The organism is Stutzerimonas azotifigens DSM 17556 (assembly GCF_000425625.1).
Classification (GTDB): Bacteria; Pseudomonadota; Gammaproteobacteria; order Pseudomonadales; family Pseudomonadaceae; genus Stutzerimonas; species Stutzerimonas azotifigens.
The window spans coordinates 25,426-41,239 of sequence record NZ_KE384418.1 but is presented as its reverse complement, the minus strand read 5'-3'; the positions used below and the strand labels follow the sequence as shown (position 1 = coordinate 41,239).

Annotated in this window: 11 protein-coding genes; 8 read left to right on the top strand and 3 right to left on the bottom strand. The window is 69.9% G+C overall.

Features of this window, described 5'->3' with window-relative positions; genetic code table 11:
• Positions 1 to 299: 299 nt before the first annotated feature.
• Positions 300 to 1,490 carry an NnrS family protein gene (locus H610_RS0120015; RefSeq protein WP_028241320.1) on the bottom strand — a complete coding sequence of 397 codons (1,191 nt, stop codon included), beginning with the start codon at positions 1,488 to 1,490 and terminating at the stop codon, positions 300 to 302.
• A gap of 87 nt (positions 1,491 to 1,577) precedes the next feature.
• A complete protein-coding gene (locus H610_RS0120010) occupies positions 1,578 to 2,849 on the bottom strand; it encodes an acyl-CoA dehydrogenase family protein (protein WP_028241319.1) in 1,272 nt (423 codons plus the stop codon).
• 212 nt (positions 2,850 to 3,061) lie between these two features.
• Here H610_RS0120010 and H610_RS0120005 point away from each other — a divergent pair, with 212 nt between their 5' ends.
• Positions 3,062 to 3,463: a DUF488 domain-containing protein gene (locus H610_RS0120005; RefSeq protein WP_028241318.1), complete on the top strand. Its 402-nt coding sequence runs from the start codon at positions 3,062 to 3,064 to the stop codon at positions 3,461 to 3,463.
• A 167-nt stretch (positions 3,464 to 3,630) separates the two neighbouring features.
• Here H610_RS0120005 and H610_RS0120000 read toward each other — a convergent pair whose 3' ends face one another.
• Complete coding sequence (locus tag H610_RS0120000; RefSeq protein WP_028241317.1) at positions 3,631 to 4,626, bottom strand: TRAP transporter substrate-binding protein; 996 nt, start codon at positions 4,624 to 4,626, stop codon at positions 3,631 to 3,633.
• 334 nt (positions 4,627 to 4,960) lie between these two features.
• Between H610_RS0120000 and H610_RS24260 the strand changes: the two genes are divergently transcribed.
• From H610_RS24260 to gcvT, 7 genes are all read left to right on the top strand, one after another.
• The gene (locus tag H610_RS24260) at positions 4,961 to 5,914 is read left to right on the top strand and encodes an NAD(P)/FAD-dependent oxidoreductase (protein WP_043239158.1); all 954 of its coding nucleotides are present in this window, start codon (positions 4,961 to 4,963) and stop codon (positions 5,912 to 5,914) included.
• Between the two features lie 58 nt (positions 5,915 to 5,972).
• Complete coding sequence (locus H610_RS0119990) at positions 5,973 to 7,508, top strand: sigma-54-dependent transcriptional regulator (protein WP_028241316.1); 1,536 nt, start codon at positions 5,973 to 5,975, stop codon at positions 7,506 to 7,508.
• Between the two features lie 515 nt (positions 7,509 to 8,023).
• Positions 8,024 to 8,407, top strand: a complete 384-nt coding sequence (gene gcvH, locus H610_RS0119985) for a glycine cleavage system protein GcvH (protein ID WP_028241315.1) — start codon at positions 8,024 to 8,026, stop codon at positions 8,405 to 8,407.
• Between the two features lie 9 nt (positions 8,408 to 8,416).
• Positions 8,417 to 11,278, top strand: a complete 2,862-nt coding sequence (gene gcvP / locus H610_RS0119980; protein WP_028241314.1) for an aminomethyl-transferring glycine dehydrogenase — start codon at positions 8,417 to 8,419, stop codon at positions 11,276 to 11,278.
• 146 nt (positions 11,279 to 11,424) lie between these two features.
• Positions 11,425 to 12,801, top strand: coding sequence for an alanine/glycine:cation symporter family protein (locus tag H610_RS0119975; protein WP_028241313.1), 1,377 nt, complete (start codon positions 11,425 to 11,427; stop codon positions 12,799 to 12,801).
• Between the two features lie 127 nt (positions 12,802 to 12,928).
• The gene (locus H610_RS0119970; protein WP_028241312.1) at positions 12,929 to 14,305 is read left to right on the top strand and encodes an L-serine ammonia-lyase; all 1,377 of its coding nucleotides are present in this window, start codon (positions 12,929 to 12,931) and stop codon (positions 14,303 to 14,305) included.
• A 256-nt stretch (positions 14,306 to 14,561) separates the two neighbouring features.
• Positions 14,562 to 15,686 (top strand): glycine cleavage system aminomethyltransferase GcvT, encoded by a 1,125-nt coding sequence (gene gcvT, locus H610_RS0119965; RefSeq protein ID WP_028241311.1) that lies wholly within the window; start codon positions 14,562 to 14,564, stop codon positions 15,684 to 15,686.
• The last annotated feature ends 128 nt before the right edge of the window (positions 15,687 to 15,814 follow it).

The following is a 15,814-nucleotide window of genomic DNA, read 5'->3' as shown; positions in this document are numbered from 1 at the left end:
AAGGAGGTCGGGGCGGTGGTCACAGGTCAGAGACCATCGGGCGGCACGAACGTGCCGCCCGGGCCGGTGTGCCCGGCATTTCGAGCGAAACGGTCGGGTATTATCCCCATCGCGCCCCTATCGGGCAAACACCCCCGACATGCCCGCATGCCGTTCGCTCAGGCAAAATCGCCCCGAGGTCGGGCCTCCTACAAAAGAAGCGTTGCCCGCCAGGCCCGTGGGAGGCGCGCCCTCGCGGCGATGCAGGCCGCAGGACTGTCCGAAAGTCAGGTTTGCTGAACGTCATCACTCAGATGAGCCTAGCCTGGATGCCCGTCCACCCGCGCGCGCACCAGCATCGGCGCGTAGCGCCAGGCGTACAGGGCGAAGGCCGCGGTCCAGCAGCCGGCAGCCAGCCACAGGCCCTCCAGCGGCCAGCGCCCGGCGAGGAACACCCGCGCCGCCGCGCCCAGGTTGAGCAGCACGAAGGCGGCAGCCATGCCGCCCGGCAACTGCAGCGGCCGGCCGGTGTGGCCGAGGGTGACGCGGGCGATCATCGCCAGGATCAGGCCGCTCATGGCGCCCACCGTCAGCGCGTGCAGGTAGCCGCTCGGATTGACCGCCAGCCCCAGGTGCCAGGCCGCGAGCCCGAGGCAGGCGACCACCAGCCAGAGCATCGCCAGGTGCAGCGACCACAGCAGCGGCACGCGCCACAGCCCACGGTCATGCCAGCGCAGCAGGCGTACCGCATGCCCCAGCGCCAGCACGGCGAACAGCCCGCCGAGCGCCCGGTTCGGCAGCAGCGCCAGGCCGCCGGCATGGGCCAGCGCCACCAGCAGGGTGCCGATCAGCAGGGCGATGTCCAGCACCGGCCAGGGAGCGACCGCCTCACTGCGGCCGAGCCCGCGCTGGGTGAAGAAGGGAATCACCCGGCCGCCGATCAGGCCCATCAACGCCGCCACCAGCCACAGCCCGGCCAGCACGCCGCGGCGTTGCAGGCCATCGTCGCCGAGCGCCAGGCCCGCGAGGGTCTGGGCGTTGGTCAGCGCCAGCAACAGCAGCACCGCCACCATCGGGTAGTTGCGGCGCTGGCGGACGCGGGTCAACTGCAGGCCCAGCGACGCCGCCACCAGCGGCAGGAACAGGCCGTCCAGCGGGATCAGCAGCACCACCGGCAGCCCCAGCAGCCAGCCCAGGCGCGCCGCCAGCCAGAGCAGCGCCAGCGCCATCAGCGGCTTTCCGGACAAACCGGGGCGGCCGGTCCAGTTCTGCACCGCGGTGAGCAGGAAGCCGGCGACGATCGCCACGCCGAAGCCGTAGAGCATCTCGTGGCGGTGCCAGGCCAGCCAGCCGCCGCTGGGCCGCCAGCCGCCGAGCTGGCCGGTCCAGATCGCGATCCACAGGGGGATGGCGATCAGCGCCAGCAGGCTGCCGAACAGGAAGAACGGACGGAACGCCAGCCGCCACAACGGCGGGATGGCGAGGGCTTTGCTACGGTCGAGAACAAGCACGGCGGGACTCCAGGGCAGGTCGCCCGGTCAGGGCGCGGACGACGGCCGTATTTGAACAGCTGCCAATCCCGAGTGAAATGATCGGGATCAAGCCTTGTTGTCGCAGCCACCCGGTCCGCGGCCGGGCGTCAGATAGGCCGCGCTGCCGCCGCGGGTCCGTTCGCTGGCCTTCAGCTCCATCCGCGCGATGCTGCGCAGATGCACCTGGTCAGGCCCGTCGGCCAGGCGCAAGGCGCGGGCGTTCGTCCACATGTCCGCCAGCGGCGTATCCGGCGACAGCCCCATGGCACCGTAGACCTGCATCGCCCGGTCGACCACCCGCGCCTGCATGCGCGGCACCAGCGCCTTGATCATGGCGATCTCGCGGCGAGCGGAGCTGGCGCCGACTTCGTCGATCATCCAGGCGGTCTTGAGCACCAGCAGCCGCGCCTGCTCGATCTCGATCCGCGATTCGGCGATCCAGTCCGAGACGTTCGCGTACTGCTGCAGGTAGCGGCCGAACGCCTTGCGCTCCTGGCAGCGCTCGACCATCAGTTCCAGCGCCAGCTCGGCCTGGCCGATCGAGCGCATGCAGTGGTGGATGCGCCCCGGGCCGAGGCGCGCCTGGGCCATCGTGAAGCCGTCGCCCGCCTGCCCGAGCAGGTTCGACGCCGGCACCCGCACGTTGCGCAGCAGCAGCTCGGCGTGCCCTTCCGGAGAAACGTGATTCATGACCGGGATGTTGCGCACCCGCTCGACGCCGGGCGTGTCGCAGGGCACCAGGACCATGCTCTGCTGGCGATGGGGGTCGGCGTCCGGGTCGGTCTTGCCCATCACGATCAGCAGCCTGCAGTCCGGGTGCGCGGCGTTGGTGATGAACCACTTGCGGCCGTTGATGACGTACTGGTCGCCCTCGCGGCGGATCGAGGTCTGTATATTGGTCGCATCCGACGAGGGCACGTCCGGCTCGGTCATGGCGAAGGCGGAGCGGATCTGGCCCTCCAGCAACGGCCGCAGCCAGCGCTCGCGCTGTTCGGGGGTGGCGAACAGGTGCAGCAGCTCCATGTTGCCGGTGTCCGGCGCGTTGCAGTTGAACACCTCGCTGGCCCAGTGCACGCGGCCCATGATCTCGGCCAGCGGCGCGTACTCCAGGTTGGTCAGGCGGGTGCCCGGCTCGTCCTCGCCCAGGCTCGGCAGGAACAGGTTCCACAGCCCCTCCTCGCGGGCCAGGGCCTTGAGATCGGCCATGAACGGCACCGGAAACCGCCCGGCGTCCACCGCCGCATGCCAGGCGGGGATGCGCGGGACGATGTAGGCGTCCATGAAATCGAGCAACTGGCGGCGCAGGGACTCGACGCGCGGGGAATGGGCGAAGTGCATGGCGGGGCCTCGGAGTCGGTGGGCGACAAGGCCACCTTAGTCCGCCCGGCACGCATGGCACACAAGGGTCAGCGGGCTGAATTCCCCGCCAATCAGGCGCGCGGATCCTGCGTCGTGCTTGACCGAAATCAGCACGCGCGCGCAGGGTTCTGCTAACGCCAAGCCGAGCCGCGCGCGGCGACCAGGTTTCCATCGACGAACCGGAGGACGGCATGATTCAGTGCAAGCGCGCCTACGAACCCGCCGCCCTGGGCGACGGCTACCGGGTGCTGGTCGACGGCCTGTGGCCGCGGGGCCTGAAGAAGACCGGGCTGGCCCATGACGCCTGGCGGCGCGAGCTGGCGCCTTCGAAGGCGCTGCGCCAGGCCTTGCATCGCGGCGAAGTGGATTTCGCCGGCTTTCGCGAGCGCTACCGCCAGGCGCTCGCCGCCCACCCCGAACACTGGTGGGACCTGGCCGCCCGCGCCGCCGAGGGCCCGGTCACGCTGCTCTACGCCGCCCGCGACGAAGCCCGGAACAACGCCCGGGTGCTGGCCGAGTGGCTGGAAGAAGAAGTGGAGCGCCGCGCCGACGGCAGCTCGCCCGTGTGCTATGCCGGCGAGCGCGGGCCCTAGGGGCTGGTGCGAGGGCTTGCGAGCGGGGAGCGGTGCCGAGCGTATCGGTATCGATCCGGGGGCCCTGCTCGCGAACCCAAGTCATGCAAATGCTTCGCGAGCAAGCTCGCTCCTACGAGTAGCGCCGGCCGTGGTGCTTTTCCGAATGCCTCACATGAGCGGCATGCTCAGTGCCGGCGATTGACGGTCAGGGCCGCACGGATGACGTCCGCGCCGATCTCGTCCTCGTAGGCCTTCCACACCGGCAGCATCTTCTCGCGCCAGGCTTGGCGCTCGGCGTCGGTCAGGGTGACGAGCTTGCTGGTGCCGCCGGCGAGGATGCGATCGCGGTCGCGGCGGTTGAGCGCCTCGGCCTCGTCGTTCACCGCCTGGGTGACCTCGAGGATGATCCCTTCCAGCTCGGAGCGGATGGCGAACGGCAGCTTGTTCCAGAACTGCCCGTTGGTGATCAGCATGTAGGCCAGCACGCCGTGGTTGCTCTCGGTGATGAACGGCTGGACCTTGTGCATGTTCTGGCTGGCGATGTTCGACCAGGGGTTCTCCGCGCCCTGCACCACGCCGGCGGCCAGCGACTTGTAGACGTCGGCGAAGGCCAGGCGCACCGGCTTGGCGCCGACCGCATTGAACTGCGCCTCGAGCACCGCCGAGGGCTGGATACGGAAGGCCAGGCCGGCGGCATCTTCCGGCCGGTGCAGGGCCTGAGTCGAGGAAAGCTGCTTGAGGCCGTTGTTCCAGTAGGCCAGCCCGTAGATGTTGTCGTTGACCATCGAGCGCAGCAGCTCGCGGCTCTTCTCGCGACGCTGGAAGCGTGCCACCGCGTCGCCGTCATCGAACAGGAACGGCAGGTCGAACACCTGGAGCTTCTTGGTGTACTTGTCGAACTTCGACAGCGAGGGCGCCAGCATCTGCACCTCGTTGTCCAGCAGCGCCTGCATCTCGTCGGCGTCGCCCACCAGCGACGAGTTGGGGTAGACCTCGACGCTCACCTTGCCGGCCAGGCGTTCCTCGACCAGTTTCTTGAACAGCAGGGCGCCCTTGCCCTTGGGCGTGTCGTCCGCCACCACGTGGGCGAACTTGATGACGATCGGCCCGTCGGCGCGCACGGCCGCGGAAAACAGAATGGACAGCGAGATCATCGCTGTGACGACGCAAGATCTGAGCATGACAGCCCCCCGATTTTTCAGGAACGACGGAAGGCAACGCCTTTCGGGCGTCGCCTTTGAGTGCAATGGTGGTGCTTGCCGAATGACGGCGAGGCGGCCGGTGGCGAGCTAGAGCCGCTCCGGCCTTTTTGGAATGGACTTCGTGCGAACGAAGCGGGGGAAGTGTTCGCGATCGGTCGAGGTTCAACAAGGGGCAGAATTCCAACCAGGTCTCAGTTTGGCCTCGCGCCTGCCCGCGCGGCTCATCGGGACGGACGAACTTCCCCGTCGCCGGCACTTTCTATTGACCATCAACGGCTTGCCCCGCCCACGAACCGGAACGCCGAATCCGCGCATGAATACCGACGCCCGCGTCGCGCACCCCCCTCCCGAGCACCAGGCCGACGTCGACTGCGTCGTGGTCGGCGCCGGCCCCGCCGGGCTCACCGCCGCCGTCTACCTGGCGCGCTTTCACCGCAGCTGCCGGGTGATCGATGCCGGCTGCAGCCGCGCGGCCTGGATTCCCACCTCGCACAACTACCCCGGCTTTCCGCCGGGCATTTCCGGCCGCGCGCTGATCGAGCGGCTGTACGAGCAGGCCTGCCGCTACGGCGCCGAGGTCGTGCGCGGGGTGGTCGAGGAAATCCGCCCGCATACCCTGGGCTTCGAGGTGCGCTACGACGGCCACGGCTGCGTGGCCCGGCGGGTGATCCTGGCCACCGGCATCCAGGACAGCCTTCCGGCGATGGACGATGCCGACGCCGCCATTCTCTCCGGCACCGTACGGCTGTGCGCGATCTGCGACGGCTATGAGGTGGACGGTCACGAGGTCGCGGTGTACGGGGAGGCGGAAAGCACCATCGGCCATGCGGTGTTCCTGCGCAGCTTCACCGACCGCGTCACGGTGATCGCCAAGCCCGGCCAGCCGCCGCGCGAGGAGGCGCTGGCGCTGGTCCGCCACTACGGCATCCGTTACCTCGAGGCGGAGGTCGGGCAGGTCCACTACCGGCCCGGCGAGGGCGTGGAGGTGGTCACCCGCGACGGCGCGCGCCACCGCTTCGAGCTGCTTTACCCGAACCTCGGCGCGCGGGTCCGCTCGGAGCTGGCGCAGCGCCTGGGCGCGGCCTGCGACCCGGGCGGCTGCCTGCAGGTCGACGACCACCGACAGACCACGGTGCCGGGCCTGTACGCCATCGGCGACGTGGTTTCCGGGCTCAAGCAGATGAGCATCGCCGTCGGCCACGCCGCGCAGGCGGCCACCGCCGTGCACAACAGCCTCGAGGCCAGGCCCTGGTCGCGCCCCGGCTGACCGTGCGGCCGGCGTTTCCAGCAGGCATACTGCGGCGCTCCACCGGGGCCCGTTCAGCATGCGCATTCACGTCACCTTCATCGACCGCATCGGCATCACCCAGGAAGTGCTCGCCCTGCTGGTGGCGCGCAATCTCAATCTCGACGCGGTCGAGATGGTGCCGCCGAACGTCTACATCGACGCCCCGACGCTGGACGCCGACGTGCTCGACGAACTGCGCGAGGCACTGCTCGCCGTGCGCGGGGTGCAGGCCATCCGGGTGGTCGGCATGCTCCCCGGCCAGCAGCGCCGCCTGCAGCTCGACGCCCTGCTGCAGGCCATGCCCGACCCGCTGATGGCGCTCGACAGCGACGGCAAGATCCTGCTCGCCAACCCGGCGCTGGTCGCCCTCGCCGGGCGCGATCCGGCCGGCGAGTTCGTCGGCGCGCTGTTCGACGCGCCGGACCTGCAGGGCGCGCTGCTGCAGCACGGCTTCCACCTGCCGATGCGCGAGGTGACCTTCAATGGCCAGTCGCTGCTGCTGGACGTGATGCCGATCGCCGAGACGCTCGAGGCCGACGGCAGCGAGCCGGCCGCCGGCGCGCTGCTCACGCTCTATGCCCCCAGCCGCCTGGGCGAGCGCCTGGCGGCGCTGCACCCCAACCATGCCGAAAGCTTCGACGCCCTGCTCGGCGACTCGCCGGCCATCCGCACCCTCAAGGCCCGCGCCCAGCGGGTCGCCGCACTGGACGCGCCGCTGCTGATCCAGGGCGAGACCGGCACCGGCAAGGAGCTGCTGGCGCGCGCCTGCCATGCCGCCAGCCCACGCAGCAATGCGCCCTTCCTGTCCTTGAGCTGCGCCGCGCTGCCGGAGAACCAGGCCGACGGCGAGCTGTTCGGCTACGCGCCCGGCGCCGCCGGCGGCACCTCGCGCAGCGGCAAGCCCGGGCTGCTGGAGCTGGCCAACGGCGGCACCGTGTTCCTCGACGAGATCGCCGAGCTGTCGCCCTACCTGCAGGCGAAGCTGATGCATTTCCTCAGCGAAGGCAGCTTCCGCCGCATCGGCGGCGAACGCGAGATCCGCGTCGACGTGCGCATCCTCAGCGCCAGCCACCGCGACCTGGAAAAGCGCGTCGGCGAGGGCGCCTTCCGCGAGGACCTGTTCTACCGCCTCAACGTGCTCAACCTGGCGGTGCCGCCGCTGCGCGAGCGCGGCGAGGACATCCTGCTGCTGGCGCGCCACTTCATGCTGCAGGCCTGCATGCAGATCCAGCGTCCGCCCTGCCGGCTGGCCCCCTCGACCTACCCGGCGCTGCTCGGCAACCGCTGGCCCGGCAACGTGCGCCAGCTGCAGAACGTGATCTTCCGCGCCTCCGCCATGACCGACAGCAGCCTGGTGGGCATCGACGACCTGGACATCGCGCGCACCGAACTGGCCGGCGAGGCGGACGAGATCGGCAGCCTGACCGAGGCCGTCGAGGCGTTCGAGCGCTCGCTGCTGGAAAAGCTCTACGCCAGCTACCCTTCCAGCCGGCTGCTGGCCGCGCGGCTGCGCAGCTCGCACAGCGCCATCGCCATGCGCCTGCGCAAGTACGGCATCGGCAGCCGCCCCTGAGGGCGCAATATCGTTCACGCAGGCGAGCTCGCCCCGAAGGCGGGCCTCCCACAAAGCGGAATGGCCCACCGAACCCCGTGGAGGCCGCGCCCGTTCCCGACGGGCTTGCGGCATTCACCACATCCTTGTGAATCACGCGCCCTCGCGGCGAATACAGGCCCGCCTCGGTCAAGCGAACGGCACGCCCCCGAGGGCGCGGTTGTCACCGATGGGAACAGCCAATGCCCCGTTTCTGCCCACACACGCCAGAGAGAGCCTCGTTTTCGGGCACTAACTGTATCGATTTCTATACGTCGTATCGGAACGAATACAGGCGAGCGCATCGCCAGCGCTTCAGGGGTTCCGTACAGGACTGTATCGTTTTCGATACAAACAGTCGTATGGTGTGAGCTTGCCTCTTATACAACTCATTGATTAACAAAGATTTTAAAAAGAGCTGGCACCCCCTTTGCTCCGCTGTCCGCCATTCGCGCGGCCTCGGCCGCCTTCCCAAACGGGTCACAGCAGGAGTTTCCATGAGCGAGTTGCGCTTCACCGTCGATCACGAATGGCTGCGTCAGGACGATGACGGCCTGGTCACCGTCGGCATCACCCCCTATGCGCAGGATGCGCTGGGCGACGTGGTCTACGTGCAGCTGCCGGAACCGGGCACCTACGCGCCCGGCGACGAGGTGGCGGTGCTGGAATCGGTGAAGGCCGCCAGCAACATCCTCATGCCGCTGGCCGGCGAGGTGATCGAGGTGAATGCCGAGCTGATCGGCCGCCCGGAGCTGGTCAACGCCTCTTCCCTCGACGCCGGCTGGTTCTTCCGCTTCCGCCCGGACGATGCCGCCGCGCTGGCCGCGTTGCTCGACCAGAACGCCTACGACCGCCTGCTGCGCGCCACCGCCGACGCCTGAGGATTCCGCATGACCCACACCTCGCTGACCACCGCCAACGAATTCATCGCCCGCCACATCGGCCCGACCGAGGCCGAACAGCGCCGCATGCTCGAGCTGCTCGGCTACGACTCGCTCGACGCGCTGACCGACGCCGTCATCCCCGCCGGCATCAGGGGCACCAGCACGCTCGACCTGCCGGCCGGGCTCGGCGAGGCCGAGGCGCTGGCCCGGTTGAAAGCCATCGCCGCGCAGAACCGCACCTTCACCAGCTACATCGGCCAGGGCTACTACGGCACCCATACGCCGGCGCCGATCCTGCGCAACCTGCTGGAGAACCCGGCCTGGTACACCGCCTACACGCCCTACCAGCCGGAAATCTCCCAGGGCCGCCTGGAAGCGCTGCTGAACTTCCAGACGCTGATCAGCGACCTCACCGGCCTGCCGATCGCCAACGCCTCGCTGCTCGACGAGGCCACCGCCGCCGCCGAGGCGATGGCCTTCTGCAAGCGGGTGTCGAAGAACAAGGCCAGCCAGCGCTTCTTCGCCTCGCGGCACTGCCACCCGCAAACCCTGGACGTACTGACGACCCGCGCCGAGCCGCTGGGCATCGAGGTGGTGATCGGCGACGAGCTGCAGCTGGAAGACACCGCGCCCTTCTTCGGCGCCCTGCTGCAGTACCCCGCCACCGACGGCGACATCCACGACTACCGGGCGCTGGTCGAGCGCTTCCACGCCAGCCAGGCACTGGTGGCGGTGGCCGCCGACCTGCTGGCACTGACCCTGCTCGCCCCGCCCGGCGAATTCGGCGCCGACGTCGCCATCGGCACCGCCCAGCGCTTCGGCGTGCCGCTCGGCTTCGGCGGCCCGCACGCCGCCTACTTCGCCACGCTCGACGCCTACAAGCGCGACATGCCCGGCCGCCTGGTCGGCCTGTCGGTCGACGCCCACGGCGAACCGGCGCTGCGCCTGGCGATGCAGACCCGCGAACAGCACATCCGCCGCGAGAAGGCCACCAGCAACATCTGCACCGCGCAGGTGCTGCTGGCCAACATCGCCAGCATGTACGCCGTCTACCACGGCCCGCAGGGCCTGACCGCCATCGCCCGGCGCGTGCACCGGCTCACCGCGGTGCTCGCCGACGGCCTGGCCCAGCTCGGCTTCGCCCCGCAGCAGCTGCACTTCTTCGACACCCTGACGCTGGCCACCGGCGAGCGCACCGCGGCGATCCACGAGGCGGCCCGCGCGCTGGGCATCAACCTGCGCGAGATCGACGACGCGCACCTCGGCCTGTCGCTCGACGAGACCACCACCCCGGCCCAGGTGCAGGCGCTGTGGACCCTGTTCGCCGAGCCCGGCCGCGCCCTGCCGGACTTCGACAGCCTGGCCGCCGGCACCGCCGACGCCCTGCCGGCGCCGCTGCTGCGCCAGTCGCGCTTCCTCCAGCACCCGGTGTTCAACCGCTACCACAGCGAGACCGAGCTGATGCGCTACCTGCGCAAGCTCGCCGACAAGGACCTGGCGCTGGACCGTGCGATGATCCCGCTGGGCTCCTGCACCATGAAGCTCAACGCCGCCAGCGAGATGATCCCGGTGACCTGGGCCGAGTTCGGCAACCTGCACCCCTTCGCCCCGGCCGAGCAGAGCCTCGGCTACCGCCAGCTGACCAGCGACCTGGAAGCCATGCTGTGCAGCGCCACCGGCTACGACGCCCTGTCGCTGCAGCCCAACGCCGGCTCGCAGGGCGAGTACGCCGGCCTGCTGGCCATCCGCGCCTACCACCGGAGCCGCGGAGAGGGCGAGCGCGATGTCTGCCTGATCCCGGCCTCGGCCCACGGCACCAACCCGGCGACCGCACAGATGGCCGGCATGCGCGTGGTGGTGGTGGCCTGCGACGCCCGCGGCAACGTCGACCTCGACGACCTGCGCGCCAAGGCCGAGGAGCACGGCGCGCGGCTGTCGGCGCTGATGATCACCTACCCCTCGACCCACGGCGTGTTCGAGGAAGGCGTGCGCGAGATCTGCGACATCGTCCATGCCCACGGCGGCCAGGTGTACATCGACGGCGCCAACCTCAACGCCATGGTCGGCCTCTGCGCGCCGGGCCGGTTCGGCGGCGACGTCTCGCACCTGAACCTGCACAAGACCTTCTGCATCCCCCACGGCGGCGGCGGCCCGGGCGTCGGCCCGATCGGCGTCAAGGCGCACCTGGCGCCCTTCCTGCCGGGCCACGGGCGCATGCTGCGCCAGGAGGGCGCGGTCTGCGCCGCGCCCTACGGCAGCGCCAGCATCCTGCCGATCACCTGGATGTACATGAAGATGATGGGCGGCGAGGGCCTCAGGCGCGCCTCGCAGGTCGCCATCCTCAACGCCAACTACATCGCCCGGCGCCTGGAAGAGCACTACCCGGTGCTCTACAGCGGCGAGCGCGGGCTGGTCGCCCACGAGTGCATCCTCGACCTGCGCCCGCTCAAGGACAGCGCCGGGATCAGCGTCGAGGACGTCGCCAAGCGCCTGATCGACTACGGCTTCCACGCCCCGACCATGTCCTTCCCGGTGGCCGGCACGCTGATGATCGAGCCCACCGAGAGCGAATCGCTGGCCGAGCTGGAGCGCTTCTGCGAGGCGATGATCGCCATCCGCGAGGAAATCCGCGCGATCGAGCGCGGCGAGCTGGACCGCGCCGACAACCCGCTCAGGCACGCGCCGCACACCGCCCGCCAGCTGGCCGGCGAATGGACGCACGGCTACGGCCGCGAGCAGGCCGCGTACCCGACCCGGGCCCAGGTGGAAGCCAAGTACTGGCCGCCGGTCGGGCGGGTCGACAACGTCTTCGGCGACCGCAACCTGGTCTGCGCCTGTCCCTCGATCGAGGCCTACCAGGACGCCTGAGCGTCCGGGCCGGCCCGCGCCGGCCCCACACAACAACAATGCCGTTCGCCCGCGCCCCGGGCCGCGGGCGGCGTGCCCCGGCTCCGGTTCACCGGGCCCCTCGAACATCGCTGCCGTAACCCATAACCAGAAAAAACGGAGACGACATGGAATCGCTCAACACGCTGGTCAACCAAGTCAACGGGCTGGTCTGGGGGCCGCCCATCCTGGTGCTGATCCTCGGCACCGGCCTGTTCCTCATGGTCGCGCTGAAGTTCATGCCCTGGCGCAACATCCCCTCCGGTTTCGCCCTGATGTGGCAGGGCCGGGCCAAGGACGCCGGCGCCGAAGGCGAGATCAGCCCGTTCCAGGCGCTGATGACCTGCCTGGCCGCCACCGTCGGCACCGGCAATATCGCCGGCGTCGCCACTGCCATCTTCCTCGGCGGCCCCGGCGCGCTGTTCTGGATGTGGTGCACCGCGCTGGTGGGCATGGCCACCAAGTACTGCGAAGTGGTGCTGGCGGTGCACTACCGCGAGAAGGACGACCGCGGCGAGCACGTCGGCGGGCCGATGTACGCGATCAAGAACGGCCTGGGCAAAAAGTGGCTGTGGCTCGGCGGCGCCTTCGCGCTGTTCGGCGGCCTGGCCGGGTTCGGCATCGGCAACATGGTGCAGGTCAACAGCATGGCGCACGCCATGGACACCACCTTCGGGGTGCCGATGTGGGTCACCGGGGTGGTGTCGATGGCCATCGTCGGGCTGGTGATCCTCGGCGGTATCCAGCGCATCGGCAAGGTCGCCTCGGCGCTGGTGCCCTTCATGTGCGTGGCCTACATCCTCGCCGCCGCGATGGTGCTGGTCGTCAACCTCGAGGCCATTCCCGGCGCGTTCGCGCTGATCTTCGAATCGGCCTTCAACCCGGTCGCGGCCACCGGCGGCTTCGCCGGCGCGGCGGTGATGGCGGCGATCCGCTTCGGCGTCGCCCGCGGCATCTTCTCCAACGAGGCGGGCCTGGGCACCGCCGGCATCGCCCAGGCCGCCGGCACCAGCTCCAGCCCGGTGCGCTCGGGCCTGATCGGCATGCTCGGGACCTTCATCGACACCATCATCATCTGCTCGATGACCGGCCTGGCGATCATCTGCTCGGGCGTCTGGACCGGCGGCGAGAGTGGCGCGGCGCTGACCGCCGCGGCCTTCGAATCGGCCATGCCGGGCTTCGGCGGCATCGTCCTGACCCTGGCGCTGGTGATCTTCGCCTTCACCACCATCCTCGGCTGGAGCTACTTCGGCGAGAAGTGCTGGGAATTCATGGTCGGCACCCGGGCGATCTGGCCGTTCCGCGTGATCTGGGTGCTCGCCGTGCCCTTCGGCGCCATCGCCCAGCTCGACTTCGCCTGGCTGGTGGCCGATACCCTCAACGGCCTGATGGCGCTTCCCAACCTGGTTTCGCTGCTGCTGCTCAGCCCCGTGGTAGTCAAGCTCACCAACGACTACTTCGCCGAGCGCAAGGCCCGCGAAACCCTGGCCGGCGTACCGCGCTAAGCCTTCTCGTCGGCCGGTGCGCCGATCGTAGATCGGCGCACCGGCCGACGGGTCTACGCTGAACAGAGCCTGCGGCTGTACTGCGTCCCGCGCAGTGGAGCCGTTCTCGCCCCCAGGGGAGCCACGCATGTCACTGAGCGTCTTCGACCTGTTCAAGATCGGCATCGGCCCATCCAGTTCACACACGGTCGGCCCGATGCGCGCCGCCGCGCGCTTCGTCGAGGGGCTGGCGCGCGACGGCCTGCTCGCCGGCACCGAGGGCGTGCGGGTGGAGCTCTACGGCTCGCTCGGCGCCACCGGCAAGGGCCACGGTAGCGACAAGGCGGTGCTGCTGGGCCTGGAGGGTGAGCAGCCGGATCGGGTCGACACCGCCTCCATCCCCGCGCGGCTCGAACGCATCCGTGGCAGCAACGAACTGCGCCTGCTCGGTGAGAAGCCGATCCGCTTCGTCGAGAAGGAACACCTCACCTTCGTCCGCAAGGCGCTGGACTTCCACCCCAACGGCATGGTCTTCCGCGCCTTCGACGCAGCCGGGCTGCAGCTGCGCGCCCGCGAGTACTATTCGGTCGGCGGCGGCTTCGTGGTCGACGAGCAGGCGGCCGGGGCCGACCGCATCGTCGAGGACCGTACGCCCCTGCCCTACCCGTTCCGCACCGCGCGTGAGCTGCTGGCGCATTGCGCCACGCAGGGCCTGTCGATCAGCCAGGTGATGCTCGCCAACGAGGCCGCCTGGCGCCCGGAGGCCGAGACCCGCGACGGCCTGCTGAAGATCTGGCAGGTGATGCAGGACTGCGTGGCCGCCGGCTGCCGCAACGAGGGCATCATGCCCGGCGGGCTGAAGGTCAGGCGCCGCGCCGCCGGGCTGTACCGCCAACTGAGCGCGAACCCGGAGGCCAGCCTGCGCGACACGCTCAGCGTGCTCGACTGGGTGAACCTCTACGCGCTGGCGGTGAACGAGGAAAACGCCAGCGGCGGCCGCGTGGTCACCGCCCCTACCAACGGCGCGGCCGGCATCGTCCCGGCGGTGCTGCACTACTACAGCCGCTTCGTTCCCGGCGCCAGCGACGACGGCGTGGTGCGCTTCCTGCTCACCGCCGCGGCGATCGGCATCCTGTACAAGGAAAACGCCTCGATTTCCGGCGCCGAGGTCGGTTGCCAGGGCGAGGTCGGCGTCGCCTGCTCGATGGCCGCCGGGGCGCTCTGCGAAGTGCTCGGCGGCACCCCGCAGCAGGTCGAGAACGCCGCCGAGATCGGCATGGAGCACAACCTCGGGCTGACCTGCGACCCCATCGGCGGCCTGGTCCAGGTACCCTGCATCGAGCGCAACGCCATGGGCTCGGTGAAGGCGATCAACGCCGCGCGCATGGCCCTGCGCGGCGACGGCGAGCACTTCGTCTCACTGGACAAGGTGATCCGCACCATGCGCCAGACCGGCGCGGACATGAAGAGCAAGTACAAGGAGACCGCCCGCGGAGGGCTGGCGGTGAATGTCATCGAATGTTGAGGAAAGCGGGCTGGAAGGCTGGAAGGCTGGACGGCAGGCGACCTCGCCGCCGGGCCATGGCCAACCTCCCGCGGGCTCTGACCCCACCCCAACCGTAGGAGCGACCTTGGTCGCGAACAATGAGGTACCGGCTCGCAGACAAACCCGTACCTGACAGGACAACACAACCAAGGCCGAGGCAGCAGGTGAAGGCGTTGCGGCCACACCTCGTCCAGCCTCCAGCCTCTTACCTCCAGCCTTCTTCCAAGGAGCCCACATGACCACCGAAACCCTCGCCAAGACCCCGCTGCACGCCCTGCATCTCGAGCTGGGCGCGCGCATGGTGCCGTTCGCCGGCTACGACATGCCGGTGCAGTACCCGCTCGGCGTGCTCAAGGAACACCTGCACACCCGCGACCAGGCCGGGCTGTTCGACGTCTCGCACATGGGCCAGATCCTGCTGCGCGGCCCGGACGCCGCCGCCGCGCTGGAAACCCTGGTGCCGGTGGACATCCTCGACCTGCCGCTGGGCCTGCAGCGCTACGCGCTGTTCACCGACGACAACGGCGGCATCCTCGACGACCTGATGGTCGCCAACCTCGGCGACGACACCCTGTTCCTGGTGGTCAACGCCGCCTGCAAGGAGCAGGACCTGGCGCACCTGCAGCGCCACATCGGCAGCCGCTGCGCCATCGAGAGCCTGTTCGACGACCGCGCGCTGCTCGCCCTGCAGGGCCCGAAGGCGGCCGACGCCCTGGCCCGCCTGGCGCCGGAGGTGAGCGGCATGACCTTCATGCAGATTCGCCGGGTCCAGGTCGCCGGCATCGACTGCATCGTCAGCCGTTCGGGCTACACCGGCGAGGACGGCTTCGAAATTTCCGTGCCGGTGGCCGCGGCCGAAACGCTCGCCCGCCAGCTGCTGGCACAACCGGAGGTCCAGCCGATCGGCCTGGGCGCGCGCGACTCGCTGCGCCTGGAAGCCGGCCTGTGCCTCTACGGCCACGACATGAGCACCGCCACCACGCCGGTCGAGGCCAGCCTGCTGTGGGCCATCTCCAGGGTACGCCGCGCCGACGGCGCGCGGGCCGGCGGCTTCCCCGGCGCCGAGCGGGTGTTCGCCCAGCAGCGCGACGGCGTGGCGCGCAAGCGTGTCGGCCTGCTGCCGCAGGAGCGCGTGCCGGTGCGCGAAGGCGCGCTCATCGTCGATGCCGAGGGCAATCCGCTCGGCGAGGTCACCAGCGGCGGCTTCGGCCCGACGCTGGGCGCGCCGGTGGCCATGGGTTACCTGGCCAGCGGAAGCGCGGCGCCGGACAGCGAGGTCTGGGCGGTGGTGCGCGGCAAGCAGGTGGCGATGAAGGTCGCCAGGACGCCCTTCGTGCCGCAGCGCTATTACCGCGGCTGACCGATAGACGAAGCCGACGCGCCCCGGAGCGTGCCGCCGGCTCCGCCGCTGCCCCCGGCCCATTCTGGAGGAGAGAAGTCGCTGGCCTCGGCGTCGTGCAGGTCCGTTCGCGGTCGAGACCGCTCCCA

What these genes read in the sequence shown, in the direction of transcription:
- gcvP (WP_028241314.1), top strand. Translation starts at nt 8,417, where the DNA reads ATGACCCACACCTCGCTGACCACCGCCAACGAATTCATCGCCCGCCAC.
- gcvH (WP_028241315.1), top strand. Translation starts at nt 8,024, where the DNA reads ATGAGCGAGTTGCGCTTCACCGTCGATCACGAATGGCTGCGTCAGGAC.
- H610_RS0119975 (WP_028241313.1), top strand. Translation starts at nt 11,425, where the DNA reads ATGGAATCGCTCAACACGCTGGTCAACCAAGTCAACGGGCTGGTCTGG.
- H610_RS24260 (WP_043239158.1), top strand. Translation starts at nt 4,961, where the DNA reads ATGAATACCGACGCCCGCGTCGCGCACCCCCCTCCCGAGCACCAGGCC.
- gcvT (WP_028241311.1), top strand. Translation starts at nt 14,562, where the DNA reads ATGACCACCGAAACCCTCGCCAAGACCCCGCTGCACGCCCTGCATCTC.
- H610_RS0120005 (WP_028241318.1), top strand. Translation starts at nt 3,062, where the DNA reads ATGATTCAGTGCAAGCGCGCCTACGAACCCGCCGCCCTGGGCGACGGC.
- H610_RS0119970 (WP_028241312.1), top strand. Translation starts at nt 12,929, where the DNA reads ATGTCACTGAGCGTCTTCGACCTGTTCAAGATCGGCATCGGCCCATCC.
- H610_RS0120010 (WP_028241319.1), bottom strand. Translation starts at nt 2,849, where the DNA reads ATGCACTTCGCCCATTCCCCGCGCGTCGAGTCCCTGCGCCGCCAGTTG.
- H610_RS0120000 (WP_028241317.1), bottom strand. Translation starts at nt 4,626, where the DNA reads ATGCTCAGATCTTGCGTCGTCACAGCGATGATCTCGCTGTCCATTCTG.
- H610_RS0119990 (WP_028241316.1), top strand. Translation starts at nt 5,973, where the DNA reads ATGCGCATTCACGTCACCTTCATCGACCGCATCGGCATCACCCAGGAA.